The sequence below is a fragment of the Pseudoalteromonas sp. GW168-MNA-CIBAN-0100 genome (genome assembly GCF_040309225.1).
Lineage (GTDB): Bacteria > Pseudomonadota > Gammaproteobacteria > Enterobacterales > Alteromonadaceae > Pseudoalteromonas > Pseudoalteromonas arctica.
On sequence record NZ_JBEOOL010000013.1, the window covers coordinates 65,897 to 81,199 of the forward strand.

General features: G+C 40.3%; 11 protein-coding genes and 2 pseudogenes. 10 read left to right on the forward strand and 3 right to left on the reverse strand.

Translation table 11 applies throughout. The features are described 5' to 3' along the window. Nucleotides 1-152: 152 nt before the first annotated feature. The 4 genes from AAEY62_RS09950 (at nt 153) to AAEY62_RS09965 (ending at nt 6,565) form a co-directional block, all read left to right on the forward strand. Nucleotides 153-3,446 (forward strand): TonB-dependent receptor, encoded by a 3,294-nt coding sequence (locus AAEY62_RS09950; RefSeq protein WP_350634887.1) that lies wholly within the window; start codon nt 153-155, stop codon nt 3,444-3,446. Between the two features lie 71 nt (nt 3,447-3,517). Continuing rightward, on the forward strand, nt 3,518-5,074 hold the full coding sequence (locus AAEY62_RS09955) for a tryptophan halogenase family protein (protein WP_350634888.1): 1,557 nt from the start codon (nt 3,518-3,520) through the stop codon (nt 5,072-5,074). Between the two features lie 38 nt (nt 5,075-5,112). After that, nucleotides 5,113-5,853 carry a SapC family protein gene (locus tag AAEY62_RS09960; protein WP_024608640.1) on the forward strand — a complete coding sequence of 247 codons (741 nt, stop codon included), beginning with the start codon at nt 5,113-5,115 and terminating at the stop codon, nt 5,851-5,853. Beyond that, nucleotides 5,846-6,565, forward strand: a complete 720-nt coding sequence (locus AAEY62_RS09965) for a DUF6445 family protein (RefSeq protein WP_024590763.1) — start codon at nt 5,846-5,848, stop codon at nt 6,563-6,565. The genes AAEY62_RS09960 and AAEY62_RS09965 overlap by 8 nt, the downstream gene beginning before the upstream one ends. Nucleotides 6,566-6,603: 38 nt before the next feature. Here AAEY62_RS09965 and AAEY62_RS09970 read toward each other — a convergent pair. Further along, nucleotides 6,604-6,783 (reverse strand): annotated as a pseudogene (locus AAEY62_RS09970) (protein phosphatase); the annotation flags it as partial. A 129-nt stretch (nt 6,784-6,912) separates the two neighbouring features. Between AAEY62_RS09970 and AAEY62_RS09975 the strand changes: the two are divergent. The 3 genes from AAEY62_RS09975 to AAEY62_RS09985 all read left to right on the forward strand — a co-directional run bounded on the left by AAEY62_RS09975 (nt 6,913) and on the right by AAEY62_RS09985 (nt 10,971). Then, nucleotides 6,913-9,075, forward strand: coding sequence for an exonuclease domain-containing protein (locus AAEY62_RS09975; RefSeq protein WP_350634889.1), 2,163 nt, complete (start codon nt 6,913-6,915; stop codon nt 9,073-9,075). A gap of 135 nt (nt 9,076-9,210) precedes the next feature. Then, nucleotides 9,211-10,092 carry a hypothetical protein gene (locus tag AAEY62_RS09980; protein WP_350634890.1) on the forward strand — a complete coding sequence of 294 codons (882 nt, stop codon included), beginning with the start codon at nt 9,211-9,213 and terminating at the stop codon, nt 10,090-10,092. Nucleotides 10,093-10,158: 66 nt separating this feature from the next. After that, nucleotides 10,159-10,971 (forward strand): hypothetical protein, encoded by an 813-nt coding sequence (locus tag AAEY62_RS09985; RefSeq protein ID WP_350634891.1) that lies wholly within the window; start codon nt 10,159-10,161, stop codon nt 10,969-10,971. A gap of 123 nt (nt 10,972-11,094) precedes the next feature. Here the strand turns inward: AAEY62_RS09985 and AAEY62_RS09990 are convergent, their stop codons facing one another. Continuing rightward, the gene (locus tag AAEY62_RS09990) at nt 11,095-12,441 is read right to left on the reverse strand and encodes a S8 family serine peptidase (protein ID WP_350634892.1); all 1,347 of its coding nucleotides are present in this window, start codon (nt 12,439-12,441) and stop codon (nt 11,095-11,097) included. A 140-nt stretch (nt 12,442-12,581) separates the two neighbouring features. Here AAEY62_RS09990 and AAEY62_RS09995 point away from each other — a divergent pair, with 140 nt between their 5' ends. From AAEY62_RS09995 to AAEY62_RS10005, 3 genes are read left to right on the forward strand one after another with little or no spacing between them, the layout of a single operon-like run. Next, nucleotides 12,582-13,073 (forward strand): RNA polymerase sigma factor, encoded by a 492-nt coding sequence (locus tag AAEY62_RS09995; protein ID WP_006793586.1) that lies wholly within the window; start codon nt 12,582-12,584, stop codon nt 13,071-13,073. Continuing rightward, nucleotides 13,070-13,810, forward strand: a complete 741-nt coding sequence (locus AAEY62_RS10000; protein WP_350634893.1) for an anti-sigma factor family protein — start codon at nt 13,070-13,072, stop codon at nt 13,808-13,810. The genes AAEY62_RS09995 and AAEY62_RS10000 overlap by 4 nt, the downstream gene beginning before the upstream one ends. Before the next feature lie 25 nt (nt 13,811-13,835). After that, nucleotides 13,836-14,348 carry a CC0125/CC1285 family lipoprotein gene (locus AAEY62_RS10005; RefSeq protein WP_350634894.1) on the forward strand — a complete coding sequence of 171 codons (513 nt, stop codon included), beginning with the start codon at nt 13,836-13,838 and terminating at the stop codon, nt 14,346-14,348. Between the two features lie 30 nt (nt 14,349-14,378). Here the strand turns inward: AAEY62_RS10005 and AAEY62_RS10010 are convergent. Then, a pseudogene (locus AAEY62_RS10010) lies at nt 14,379-15,261 on the reverse strand (DMT family transporter). Nucleotides 15,262-15,303 lie beyond the last annotated feature (42 nt).

The window sequence follows — 15,303 nt, forward strand, 5'->3', positions numbered from 1 at the left end:
TCAAATTATTAACACGTATAGGCTAGCTCTATAATTATACGTGTTCATATAACCAATTAATTAATATAAAAATATATTTAACTTTTTTAGTTGAAACCCCACAACATTTTTTTTGCACACCAAAAAATAATAAAGGTTTAGTAATAATAAGTATGGCTAGTCAAAAAAATAAATTATTTGAAAAAAATAAAAAATATTTATGGAGGAAAATAAAAAGTCACTCGTCTTCATTCTGTGTATGGCCAAAAACTATACGCATGGAATGTATACATTTGCCACTTTGTTTACCGCTATATGTGCTTGTTTTTAGCTTAGTCACCACAGAGGTGAAAGCGAGCTCGGTGGACGAAAAAGCAATGTTTAACATTCCTCGACAAAGGGCCGATTTATCGCTAATAAACTTTGCCGAGCAAGCCGATATTACTTTGCTTTTTCCGTTGGATAAAATTCAACAGTTACAAACAAATACTATTACTGGCGAGTATTCAATAATAAATGCATTACAGATTTTACTCGACAGTACCGGCTTGCAAATGCAAGTTAGCGAAGATGGGCAAATTTCTATTTTAATAGACCCTAGCTTCGAGAGAACTGACAACATGGCTAACTATAAAAAAAATGGCGTGTCGAGTGCTGTACTAGCTGTATTAAGCACAATGGCAACCCTTCCTGCAGTTGCAGAAACAGCAGTACAAGATCCAGAAATAATAGAAGTACGCGGAATTAGAGGCTCGCTTGGTCGAGCCATGGATGCAAAAAGAGAAGCCGGTGGCGTGGTTGATTCCATTTCAGCGGAAGACATTGGTAAATTTCCTGATACAAACTTAGCCGAGTCTTTGCAACGTATTACTGGGGTTTCAATAGACCGTTCAGGCGGCGAAGGGCAGCTTATTACGGTGCGTGGTTTTGGCCCGCAGTTTAATACTGTACTAGTAAACGGACGCCAAATGGCATCAGAGAATCAAAGCCGTGCATTTAGCTTTGATACCATTGCATCAGAATTGGTTAAAAGCCTAGATGTATTTAAAACCTCAACGGCCACTATGCAATCTGGTGGTATTGGCTCAACAGTAAACGTTAATACGGCACGTCCATTTGCGATTAGTGGCTTTAAAATAGCGGGTAGTGTTAAAGGTATTTACGATGAAAATAGCGAAGAAACCACACCAGAAATTTCAGGGTTAATTAGTAATACATTTAATGATGACACACTGGGTTTGTTGTTTGCTGTGTCTCGTCAAGAACGCGAAACACGCTTAAACCAAGCTCAAGTAGATGGATGGCTCGAAAACGTCGGTGTTTCAAACCCGCAAACTCAAAGTGGGCAAGCTTACAGTGGTAATATATTTTCGCCACGCAATTACGATCACAAAGTTACTACAGAAACACGCACACGAACTAATGCCAACTTAGTTATTCAGTATGCCCCATCAGATGATTTAGTGATTACTGCTGACGCACTTTACTCCGATTTTGATGTAGAGGCCGATACAACTTCATACGGGCACTGGTTTACAGCACCAAACTTAGAAGGCTTTGGTGATGCAGCAGGCCCAACTGTTGATGAAAATGGCACTGTGGTTGATTTATATCAAGAGGTAGGCCTTGCCACCGATATGCACGCTAAAAAGTTTGATCGTTTAACCAACTCTAGCGCATTAGGTTTAAACTTTGATTGGCATGTAAACGATAACTTAAATATGAAGTTTGATTTGAGCCACTCAAAAGCCGAGCGTGAGGCTAATAATGGCGGTGGCGATCAGCTATCGTTGATTGGCTATGCTAACCGAGTGCGCTTTGAAGTAGACGGTGGCATTTTGCCTTACGCCAGTGAATTTGCCTCAGCTAACCCTAATATTTACAGTGGCCAACAAGAACTGAATGGTGTGGCTTACGATCCAGGGGTAACGCCTGATGGAGTGTCTAATCATTTAGATACAGCAAATAGCCGAGCACATGTAATGCTCCGCCGTGGTTGGGCTGTTGAGGATACTGTTGATCAATTTCGCTGGGATAGTGTATGGAATAACGAAGGTACATCGGGGTTAATCGCGGTTAAATTTGGTGCCATGTACTCAACTGAAACTAAGAACCTAGATCGTTGGGATAACGAAGGCGTTGGTATTCATTGTACTTTTTGTGGTTACCCAGATGCTCCGAGCATGGACGGCTTAGCGCAGTTTGTATTTGATGCTGGAGATGACTTTTTAGGCGATGTAAGTGGTAGCGGACGTATGCCGACATCATGGCTAGCACACGACGGGGAAGCTAACTTTGCATACCTAGAGCAAATTGCAGCTGCAAACGGGCAAGTTATCAGCTTTGATGCTGTTAAGCGTAACAAATCGTTTGAAATCACCGAAGATACTTTTTCATTCTATACTGAATTTGATTTTGAGGCCGAGCTTGCAGGCATGCCATTATACGCATCTGCTGGGTTTAGATATGAAAGTACCGATGTAAAAGTAAAAGGCACAGATGAGCCAGTTAGCGCGCTAACTATTTTAGATAAAACCGAGATGTTGGCTAACTTTGGTGCAGTAAAAAATATTTCATCAAGCTCAGATTACGAAGCTATTTTGCCTAACTTTAGTGTAAAGCTTGAAATTAATGACGATTTGATAGCCCGTGCTGCCGTATCACAAACGATAACGCGCCCAACGCTCGATAGTATGTCGCCAGTGACTGTTATCGAAACTACTCGCCAAGGTGGCAACTTAACATCAAGCTCAGGTAATCCTGCACTTGAACCATTTACCTCAGATAACTTAGATTTATCACTAGAGTGGTACTACGCCGACGCAAGTTACTTATCAGCTGGTTACTTTAGAAAAAACGTTGCTAACTTCATTATAAACACCACTGAAGACTTAACGTTCGAGCTTGCTGGTGGTGGGTTACTTACAGACCCTTCTACAGGCAATGATGTAGATAACTCTGATGCTGCCGACTCTACAGCCGTGTTTACCAATACGTTACCAAATAATAGCGAGTCGGCAATTGTTGACGGCTGGGAGCTGGCTCTACAGCATAGCTTTGATAGTGGCTTTGGCTTTATGGTTAATGCAACGTTTGTTGATAGTGATGCAGAATTAGACCCAGCAGATATAACGCAGGTATTTGCATTAACGGGTTTAAGCGATTCTTACAATGTGGTTGGTTTTTATGAAAATGGGCCATTTCAGGCGCGTTTAGCTTATAACTGGCGTGACAGTTTTGTACAGTCGCTTACGCAGTTAAATGGTGATGGTGTCACTATAGTGGAAGACTATGCACAACTCGATGCCAGTGGAAGCTATGATATTACCGAAAATGTATCGGTGTTCTTTGAAGGTATAAACTTAACCGAAGAATACGTACACAAACGTGGTCGCTTTTCTAATCAATTACTAATGGTTGAAGATAGCGGGCGACGTTTTGCGTTAGGTGTTCGTGGTAGTTTCTAACTTAAATAATAAAAGTGGCTTTTACATTTAGTAATAGCCACTTTTTAAATATGCCTTTATAGGTAACAAGTATGAACCAGCAAAATAAAAAAATAAAAACAGTGGTTGTCGTTGGTGGCGGTATAGCGGGCTGGCTAACAGCAGGTCGATTAGCGGCACATCATAAGAGTAATACGCCCGATGGTCTTAATGTTGTGCTAGTTGAATCACCAAATGTACCAATTATAGGTGTTGGTGAAGGCACTTGGCCCACCATGCGCAGTACATTAATAGCACTTGGTATTAGCGAAACCGATTTTATACGCGAGTGTGAGGCAAGCTTTAAGCAAGGTGCAAAATTTGCCAAATGGGTGGATGGCAGCGATGATGATTTTTATTATCACCCATTAGTTCTGCCGCAGGGCTTTTCAAAAACTGATATGGCAGGGCATTGGTTAAATAACACAGCTGAGTTAACTTCTTTTTCAAACGCAGTGTGTTATCAAGAAGCTATTTGTGAGCAAGGACTTGCCCCTAAAACAATTTGTACACCAGAATATGCTGCTATAGCCAATTATGCCTACCATTTAGACTCTGCAAAATTTGCTGTTTTTTTACAAAAACACTGTACGCAGCAGCTTGGCGTTAAACATATTTTAGCCGATGTAACGCAGGTCAATAGTGCTAAAAATGGCGATATTGCAAGCGTTACCACAAAACAACAAGGTGAAATTAGCGGTGATTTATTTGTCGATTGCACCGGCTTTTCATCATTGTTATTAGGCGAGCATTACAAGGTTCCCTTTAAGCCCTGCGATGACGTGCTGTTTATTGATACCGCCTTAGCAGTGCAAGTCCCTTATGAGAATGAAGATGAGAGCATTGCGTCTCACACAATTTCAACAGCGCAAGAAGCGGGTTGGATTTGGGATATAGGTTTACAGCACCGCCGTGGTGTAGGTTACGTATATTCGAGTAAATATAGTACAGAAGCGCGAGCCAGAGAAAAACTCAAAGAATATGTAGGCGATAAAATTGATTCGCTCACCATCAGAAAAATCCCTATTAAAAGTGGTCATCGCTCACACTTTTGGCAAAACAACTGTGTTGCAGTTGGGCTTTCGGCTGGCTTTTTGGAACCGCTTGAAGCTTCTGCATTGGTATTAGTAGAAATGTCAGCGCAAATGATCAGCGAACAACTCCCCCACACCCGCGATATTATGGATATTACCGCCAAGCGCTTTAATGAGACGTTTAGTTATAGGTGGGGGAAAATAATCGACTTTTTAAAGCTACACTATATTTTATCAACCCGTGACGATAACGCATTTTGGAGCGATAACAGAAACCCAAAAACGATTCCTCAAAGCCTACAAGATCTAATGAAATTATGGCAATACCGCGCCCCTGCTGACCACGACTTTACAAGTAACAATGAGGTGTTTCCAGCGGCGAGTTATCAATATGTTTTATATGGTATGGGCTTTAAAAGTGACTACAGCACAACTGCCTATATGCTTAAAGACACTGCTTTTGCTAAAAGTCAGTTTGATAAAAATAAAAGCATGATAAACCAAGCAGTCACTAACTTACCTAGTAACCGAGAATTGTTAAATAAAATTAAGAATCATGGCTTTAGCACTATTTAGCTTAAAAATTTACACATAAAAACAATAAAGAGACACGCATGGAAAATTTAGTCGCATTAGAGCAAAGTGCTCATCAGCATATAAAAATAGACACACAAAAAGCACAATCACACGCTGAAAACATTAATATGATTCCTGTTGTTATGGCGGAACTTAATCAAATTGCCGTTCAGCAGCCTATAGTTTTTGCAAAAAACTCAGAAACAGGGGAGTTTACACTCAATGCTTTATTAGGCTTTGAGCAACATGAGAACTTGTTTTATCAGAACTCGCAGTGGCAGGGCGTGTATTTACCGCTTCAATTACAGCGTCAGCCATTTTTTGTTGGTGATACTCATGCGCAGCAAACTCAATACCCTGTGTGTATTAATTTAAATAGCCCAGCAGTCGTTAATAATCGAGCGCAAAGCCAGAATAATTTAGAACCAATTTATACCCAAAGCGCAGAAGAAAGTAGCTATTTCAAACAAATAAAGCAGTGTTTAGGGCATTTATTACAAGGCGAAATAGACAATAAAAAGTTAATTGATACCTTGTTACAGTATGAGTTACTGCAGCCATTATCGCTTGAGGTAACGTTTCAGAACAGTCAAAAAATAAAGTTAAACGGCCTATACATTATTAACCAAGAAAGACTCGCACAACTTAATAGTGATCAAATTACGCTTTTACATCAAAGCGCTTTATTACCCGCTATTTATACTGTTATAACCTCACTTGGCCAAATATACCCATTGATAGAGCGTAAAAATGCAGTGCTTAATTTAGCCGATGATTGATTTTAAACTAAACGAAAATACGGCGTTACACATACATACTGTAGGGGAAGAGAAAACCCCAATTATTGTTATTGATGATTTTGTAAATAATGTAGATGCGCTTATTAATTTTGCTGTGTTTTCTCAAAGTGCTAGAGAATCGTTTTGCGCACAAGAAAGTGATTTTTACCCAGGAGTAAGAAAAGCCGCACCGCTTAGTTATATCGAGCGGTTAAAAGCGCTTGCGCCAATTATTAATTCGCACTTTGATATGGCGGATAAAAGCGAGTTTGATGTAATTCTTTCTGCTTTTTCAATTGCATGCACTGAGCCTGATAAGCTCAGGCCAATACAAATGCTCCCTCATTTTGATACACCTAATATGAATCAACTTGCTATGGTGCACTTTTTATGTGATGAAACTCATGGTGGCACTTCATTTTATAAGCATAAATCCTTAGGGTATGAACGTATAACAAAAGAGCGGCTTATGCTTTATAGACAAGCTATTAAGCAACAAGCCATGGCGCAAAAGCTTCATAAAAATCCACAATATATAAATGGAAGTACAACTTTGTTTGAGCAAGTTTACAGAGTAGAGGCAAAGCTAAATCGCGCAGTTATATACCCAAGTAACTTATTGCATTCCGGTAATATAAACGCGTCTAATGGTTATGCCTGCGACCCAGTTAATGGGCGTTTAACTATTAGTAGCTTTGCTGTTTTACGCTAGCTTTTTTATTACCGACTAAAACTCTCAAAGTACTCTTTTTACAGCTCTATAGTGAGTGCTTTAGGGCGAATGCCTTGTACTAGGTTGTATACCTCTTCTTATGTGTAACCTGTCGAGTTTAAAATAAGTGCAGCGACCAACCCTGTGCCGCAGGTGCCACCTTTGCAATGTATGGCAATGGTTTGTTTTTGTTGTATGGCTTGTAATATGTCGCTTTTTACATTTAGTGCTTATTGACTCTACATTATTTTGATATGGCAACTATAAGCATTACCGATTACAAGTTTAAGATTGAATAATAAGCATAAATACTAGATACTGTTTTTATATACAGTTATGGCGATATTATGAAAAAAGAATTACCAGCAAAATACTATTTAGCGCATTTTAGAGAGCTTATTGAGTTTGTAACTAGTAAATGTATGCATTTACTTGAGCCTAAACATAGTGAATTTATTAGTAAAATTAACCAGCTAGATGAACAAAGCCAGTGCATGTTGGCGCGTGTGTACTCGCGAAAGCCTTATTTGGTGCAGGCGCAATCGCTTAATTATGAAGAAATAACATCACCGCATCAGGCTATTTATACGCTTAAAAAAGCCGATATTTTATTTGAGCCAAACGAGCAGCATTATTCGCAGCTTTTAGCGCACTTAACCAAACCTTCTTTGGTTGAGTTGCTAAGTAATTACGACGAGCAAATAAGCTTTAAAAAGAGCGCCGGTAAAGGCGCGCTGGTGGATATTGCGCGTGAGTTTTTTAAAGCATGCCCACAAGAGCTTGCGCCACTTTATAGCCAGTATGTAATTAATAACCGCAGTGATTACTACGAGTATTTTGAGTTTTTATTTGCAGGCAAACTAAGCAGTGGAGATGTGAATCATCAAAATCGTTTTGTAATGCGAGACTTAGGCTTAACCGCTACACGCGAAGGGCACAGTGAGAGCTTGTCACGCTTTGAAACACTTGACGAAGCGCAATCAAACTATTTATTAAACCGTTACCGGTTAGCATTTAAAAATATAACAGATGAGAGCGACTATGTTGCTTTAGCGTCACAGGTTTTAGTGCAAGCTGCACATGGTGCAATAGCCGTTGCATTAAAAAATAAATTATTAGTTAGGCTTTATAGGCAGCTAAAAGCAGTTGATAGCGAACTTGCTTTTAGCTTACTAGAAGGGTGCGCGGATGATAGCGAAGCACAAGAAATTCAAATAAGAGAGCAATACAGGCTTGGCAATAAAGAGTGGGTAAAAGCTCGATTAGAAGCCATTATCGAAAACCCGCTCACTGATGATTTACTGTATTTTGCTGACGATTTTTTAATGCGTAAGTTTAATAAAAAAACACGTTCTCGTTTAAGTGCCATGCTTGCCGATACTCAGTGCGTGCTAGAAATAGATGAACTGTACCGAGGTGAAGTAGAGCAGGGCGTAAACGATTATTATACTCGCCAAGGTATGCAGGTATTTAATACCGAAAACACGCTTTGGCAAAGTTTGTTTGGTTTGGTATTTTGGCATGAGCTATTTGTGGAGTCGCCTTATCCGCCATGCAATGAGTTTGATATTTATCCGCAAGTATTAAGGCTTGGTAATTTTTATGAAGCGCAGCAAATACAGATAAATGAGCGCTTAGCAAAGTGCCAAACGTCGCAAGCATTGCTTAATTTAGTATGCAAAAATGCAGCGCAATACTTTGATCAGCCCAATGGCTTATTTAGATGGCGCAGCAATTTATTAGAGCCACTAGAAGCGCTTATTTTAAACAGCCCACTTGAGGCACTAATTGCGCACTTAGCAGCCATGAGTAAACATTATTTACAGCTAAAAGACGGTTACCCCGATTTAATGGTCATTAATAATGGCCAAGTACACTTTGAAGAGGTAAAAGCCCCAGGCGATAAGCTTAGGCGCAACCAATTAACCACCATAGATAATTTAAAAAATGTGGGCTTTACGGTACATATTGCCGCAGTTAAGTGGTTTGTAGACCCAAACCGTGTTTACAGCGTAGTTGATATAGAAACCACGGGCGGCTTAAAAGGCGGCAACCGAATTACCGAAATTGGCATTGTTAAAGTGCAGCACGGTAAAGTCATTGATACTTGGACAAGCTTAGTTAACCCCGAGCGCCATATACCTGGCTTTATTACGTCATTAACCGGTATTAGCGACAGTATGGTTTACAACGCGCCTGTATTTGTCGATATAGTTAAGCCGCTATTAGATAAACTCGCAGGCAGTATTTTTGTAGCCCATAACGTTAATTTTGACTACGGCTTTATTAAAAAAGAGTGCGAGATGGCAGGGCACTTTTTTAAAATGCCAAAAATGTGCACCGTGGTTGAATCGCGCAAAGCGTTTAAAGGCTTAAAGTCGTATTCGCTTGGTAACCTTAGTGCGCATTTTGATTTAAATTTAACCAGCCATCACCGCGCATTGGCCGACGCAACCGCCACTGCCGAGCTGTTATTGCTGATACAAAATAGTGAAACGCAAACGCCGTAGGGTATTGGCTTACCTTTAAGTATTTGAAATTTAGTTAATAAGTGATTTTATTGTAATTTTTTAATTTATTTTGGAATAAAGTGTTTTTGTAAATCGTCTTCTTTATGTCAATCCGACAAACTAGAGGACAAAACAATGACTAAATTAAATAAAATTGTAAGCGTAATGATGTTAAGCGGTGTGTGTACTTTTACAGGTGCAGTGCACGCCGCTGATATTGAAATATCTCAGTCAACGTCGGCGCAGCAACAAACATCTACATCTATTGCGCTTTCACAAAACGGTTTAACAGCCAGTGGTAGCAATGATACAAACGCATCTAGCAATACACAAGTAACGGCTGATGACTCGCAAAATACAGATTCAACGGCAAATAATACACAAACCCCAGCGCAAGAAAGCAGCGAGGCCGCAGAGCCTGCAAATTCATTAGTGGCCTCTGGCAGCTCATCTTTAAATAACGCATTGAACGCATCGGCATCGTCTTTAAATGCCACAGGCAATACCACAGTCAATACAGCACTTGATGTAACCGCGCAGTTAACCTCATCGGCGGGTAATTTAACGACTGCAGTGAGCCAATCGTCATTACTTGGACTTACCTCTGATCAAGCCGCTCAGCCAGATACTACCGATACACCAACAAATGCCTCTTTACTTTCAAATGTGAGTAGCTCTACAGATTCAGTAACACAAGCTGATGCAACAAATGCGCTTAATGCGGGTGAGCTTACAAACCAATTAGCAATTACTAATACGGCTGAAAATTCAGTGAGCTCTGCACTGCAAGTAGGTGATGCAATTAATACCAGTAATGAAGTTGTAAGCAGTGTTCAGCAATCTTTAATTGCCAGCGTGCAAGATAGTACGGTTAGCAGTTTACAAAGCACGGTACAGCAAAGTGTTAGCGGGCAGGTGAGTGCAGCGGTCACTGATCAAATTAGTAACGATGTAGCACTTAGCACTGCAAGTGAAGTAGTTACCAACATTACTAACGATTTAGACCTAGGTCTTTAATACGCCCTAAGCGTGTTTGCACAAATGCCGAATAGGGAAACCTATTCGGCCTGTTGGAGAATAAATATGAAAGCAGTTATAACCGCCACATTGTGTGTTTTTAGTGCCCAAGCGGTGCTTGCACAAACCAACCACGTTAAAACAGCTGAGCAAAATAAACCGTTTAAAAGTAGCTTTGAAGTCAATGCAGATGCAGAAGTTGGGGTATTAAGTAACTCGGCGCTCTCTGTTCAGGAGCTTGACGATATTTCGTCGCAAAGCGACAGCGGCATAAAAACCGCAGCCGGTGTTAATGCAAAATGGCAATTAACCAAAGGCACTAAATTAACTTCAAGCTACCGGTTTGAACAACAAGACTACGATGAATTTGATCAATACGATTTAGACCTTCATCAATATGGTTTAGATGGCAGCTACAGCTTTAATAGCCATGAGGTAGGAGTTCGTTACGATGGCGCAAAAGCAAATGTAGATGGCGAACCATTTTTACATTTTAATCAAGCTAGTGCTTACTATGGCCACTTTTTAAACCCACATACGTATTTGCGTATGAGCATAAAAACCAAAGCTAAACGTTTTGCTACTGCAAAAGCACGTAATGCCGATGGTGTAGGTGCCGATGTAGCGCTTTATCATTTTATAAATAATGGCCAAACCATGCTAATGGCAGCGCTAAGTGCCGATAAAGAAAACGCCGACGACAACCAATACGACTTTAACGGTTACGGCTTTACTACTAAAGTTACGCACAAATTTACGGCCTTTAATGTGGCTAACAAAGTAGGGGCTGGCTGGCGTTATCAAAATAAAGATTATGATGAGCAAACAACGGATGATTTTTTGAGCAAATACCGTCGCGAGATGAGCACCGAAATGTAGTCAATGCGTTTTATAACCTAGCTGTGTTTGAGCACGTAACACTAATAGCCGAGGCTGAATATGGCGATTACCAATCAAAGCTTAGTAGCAATACCTATACTCAGTCGGTTTTATCGGCGTCAGTTAAAGTGCACTTTTAGGTGGGTAAATGGCGCCATAACCAAAGGTGGCGTCTTTGCCTTGCTCGCCTAAATCGACGGCCAGCGAAGTAAGCTCGTTAAGTGCTTTAGTTTTATTATTACCATGCTTTAACAATAAACAACTTAATGCCGCGCTTACATGCGGCGCCGCCATTGACGTACCCGACTCCCTCCCAAATTTTCCATTACTTTGGCTTGTAACAACATTTACACCAAGGGCTGTAAAGTCTATGTAATCGCCTTTATTTGACCATCTATAAATGTGGTTTTTTGAATCAATAGCACTTACCGCTATCACGCTTTTATATGCACCTGGGTATAACGGCTGCGACGCCGGACCTTGATTACCCGCAGCAGCTACAATTAATACGTTTTGTTTTATTGCTGCAGTAATACTTGCTTCTAAAATTGCGTTATTTGGCCCTGTTAGGCTCATATTTATTACGGGTATTTTATTACTTACTAGCCAGTTAAGTGCTTCTACTATGGCAAATAAAGTAGCTCCTTGCGCATATTCAGATTGCCTATAAAACACCTCGGCACTGTAAAGCTTGGCACTGCTTAAAAGCGGGCTGAGCGATGCTCCTTTACCTGTAATTAACCCCGCTATGGCGGTGCCGTGTAAATTTGGCGAGCTTAACCCTTTAGGTAAAAAGCTTTGCGTGGTGATATTTGCGCCTTTAAAAGCACTGTGTTTGGTATTAATGGCGCTGTCGATCATGCCAATTTTTACACTTTGTGTGCAGTAGGGGGCAATAGACTTATTTGGTGTTACTTTTGCGGTAGGTTCGCCTGTTTGCGCTTGGTAAATGTGGTTTCGGTCAAGTATTGCAGACTCATCTAAGTTAAGCGCTTTTAATAACTCACTTTTAGAATTAACACCTTGGGGTACGTTAAAGCGCACTAAGCTCATGTTAAGTGCGTTGTAATTTTTTACCGATACAATGGTTACATTTTGCTGCTTTAGGGTATTAAGTTGTTGGCTATTTGCCATTAATAACCATTGGCGCTCTATTGCTCTAAAGCCGTTTTCAAGCTCTACTTCAACAAATGCAGTGTTTTGGCTATTTATATTAATGTTAAGCACATTAGGTAAGCTGCTAATTGGCTCACTTATTTGTGCTTTTAGTTCATCAATCGATATTTGTGGTACAGGCACTGGGAGCGGCAGGCGTTGTGCTCGCTCTATAGTTTGCTCAATACGCTGCTCTATTGGGCTTAGCTGCCCAAGCACCTGATCGACTCTTACTATGTTGGCTGAACTCGTTGCGCTAAATATGCAAAGCGAAGCGGCTATTATGTGTTTAACGCGTGTGTTTTTAATATTCATAGTGGGTTACTTCTATTAAATTTATCATGCTGGTTAGTTAACGTTTAACACATAGAAATATTTCATTATTTAAATTATTTTGATTATTTGGGAATAAATGTTTTTTTGAATCGTCTTCTTTATAAAAGGGGTAAAAATCAATGAACGAAACTCTAAAAACCTTATTGCCCATGCTTAGGCGTTTTGCCTATTCGCTAACGGGTAGTAAAGCAGATGCAGACGATGTAGTGCAAATAACAATTGAAAAACTATTAGTAAAAGGCATTCCGGATGACGTTGAGCCTGCTAAATGGGCATTTAAAATTTGCCGTAATGTGTGGATAGACGAATACCGCTCACGCAAGGTAAGGCAAAATACGGCTCAGGCCGATATTTTACCAGAGCCAATTACAAGCAATGAGCACCAAACACTCGAAAATAAACAAATGCTTAAAAATGTAAATACAGCACTTGGGCAATTACCCGAAGAGCAACGCGCCATAGTATCGCTGGTGGCAGTGCAGGGCATGGCCTATAAAGAAGTAGCACATACGCTAGATATACCTATAGGCAGTGTAATGAGTAAATTATCGCGCGCACGCAGCACGCTTTATAACTTAATAAAACCCGACTTTAAAAAGGAGCAAGTATGAACATTAACGACGAAACACTTAGCGCCTTTTTAGACTCAGAGCTAAGTGAGCACGAAATGGAGCAATTGCGTAAAGCCCTTGAAACCGATGATGCGCTAGTAATGCGACTTGCAGAATTTAGCGAAGTAGACATGTTAGTAAAAGAGCACGCAACAAGTATTGACGACGCACCCCTTAGTGACTCATTAGCTAAAACGGTTGCAAAGCTTGATATAGCAACGAAAAAAAACACGTTAAACAGTAATGTAGTAACGTTAACGCCTTGGCAAAAGGTTAAGCAATCGGCTAATAAAAGTTTAGCAATAGCAGCAAGCATTGCTGTGGTATTTGGTATTGCAATGACTAGCTATTTACAACCCAATGAGTCGCAAAATTTAGTAGCCAGTAATACAGCCTCCGCCCTTAATACGCAGCTAAGTAGTGGTGAGTATAAGCAAAGTGATGGCTCAGTATTTAGCGCGCAGCTTAGTTTTAAAAATCAGCAAGGTGAGCTTTGTAGGCAGTATGCACTAAGCTCAAACAATACAACGCAAACAAGCATTGCTTGTAAAACGCAAAGCGGTTGGCAAATTAAAGCGCAAACAGCCGCGCAGCAAAGTGATAATGGCGCGCAATATCAAACGGCGTCTAATAATAGTGAGTTAGATGCTGTTATAGATAGCATGATCAGCGGCGCACCACTAGATAGAGCGCAAGAGCAGCAAGCAATTAGCGCAAAGTGGCAGTTAAACAAATAATAATGTGTATAAAACGAGGTGAACTATGAAAACATCTATTTTAATTATCAGTATTTTACTTATGGCGGGCTGTGCATCTAAACCGGATTACCGCGCCGCGAATAATGGATCGCAAGGTTATAGCGAGCAAAAAATTAGCGACGATCAATACCGAGTAGAGTTTAAAAGTGTGTCAAACAACGTAGCCGATGCCGGTGACTATGCATTATTACGCGCGGCTGAGCTTACACAAGCACAAGGCTACGACTGGTTTGTTGTAACTAACAAAGAAACCTTTGTTGAGTCTAAATCGCAAGCTCCCGCGTCATCTATTAGTGCGTCACACAGCCAGCAATATGAGCGAAACTGTGGTTTATTAACCTGCGAAACACGCGCACGCCCAACAAGCAGCGTAGGCTTACAAGTGAGCAATAATGATAAACGCAAAGAAGTGCACACCCTGATTGATATTAAAATGGGCAAAGGTATAAAACCAAGCGACAACAGTTTTAGCGCCCAAGACTTAATTGAAAACTTAAGCAAAAAGGCGCAAAAGTAAGCGTTTGGTAAAAGCGCTTGATATAAGTACTTAGCTTGTTTTAGCTAAGTGCTTTTTTCGTGGTAAGAAACCAGTAACCAGCATAGTGCCTACAATTACAAATAGTGCGCCTAGTAATGTATTTGGCCCTATTTGCTCATCTAAAAATAAATGCCCCCAAAATATGCCAAATAATGGAATTAAAAACGTGACTGTTAACGCTGAGGTTGGGCCAATATCGTCGATTAATTTAAAAAAAAATATAAGCAAGGGCGGTACATACTACGCCCAGTACTAATACACCTAGCATAATGTTGGTGCTTGGTATTTCTCGTATTGGCATAAATAAGATAAGCGGTAATACCATAAAGCTCGAAGCCCACATTGAGCCATGGGCGTTATCAAATGGGGCCAGTTTAGGCGCGTTTTTAGTGTAATGCGATGCAATGGCATAGCAAAGTGAAGCACTCAATGCTGCTATTATAGCCATTATTGATTGGCTATTTAATACAAAATGATTTTGCCCAACGAGTATTGCAACGCCTATTAAGCCAAGTAGTAAACCAAGCACCATACTTTTATTGGGCTTTGTTTTCGTCCATAAAATTCCAACGACAACACCCCATATTGGTGTTGTCGAATTTAAAATTGAGAGTGTGGATGCGCTAATAGTTTGGGCTGCGTAAGCAAAAAATAAAAACGGAAGGGCAGAATTAAACGCGCCTATAATAAAAAAGTGTTTTTTATGTTGGACAAACGCTAAGCGGCGTTTTAAATACAAAGCAACAATAAATAAAGTAACTGCAGCAAAGCCTACTCTAAACTCAATTAATACCGCAGGCCCCAAGCTGTTAGCTGCCATTCGCATAAATAAAAAAGAAGCGCCCCATATAGCGGCCAGAAAAAATAATCGCAGTAAACTTGCTAAGCTCATGATAGTATTTTAATTAAGCTGATTGGTTTTTAGAATAACAGG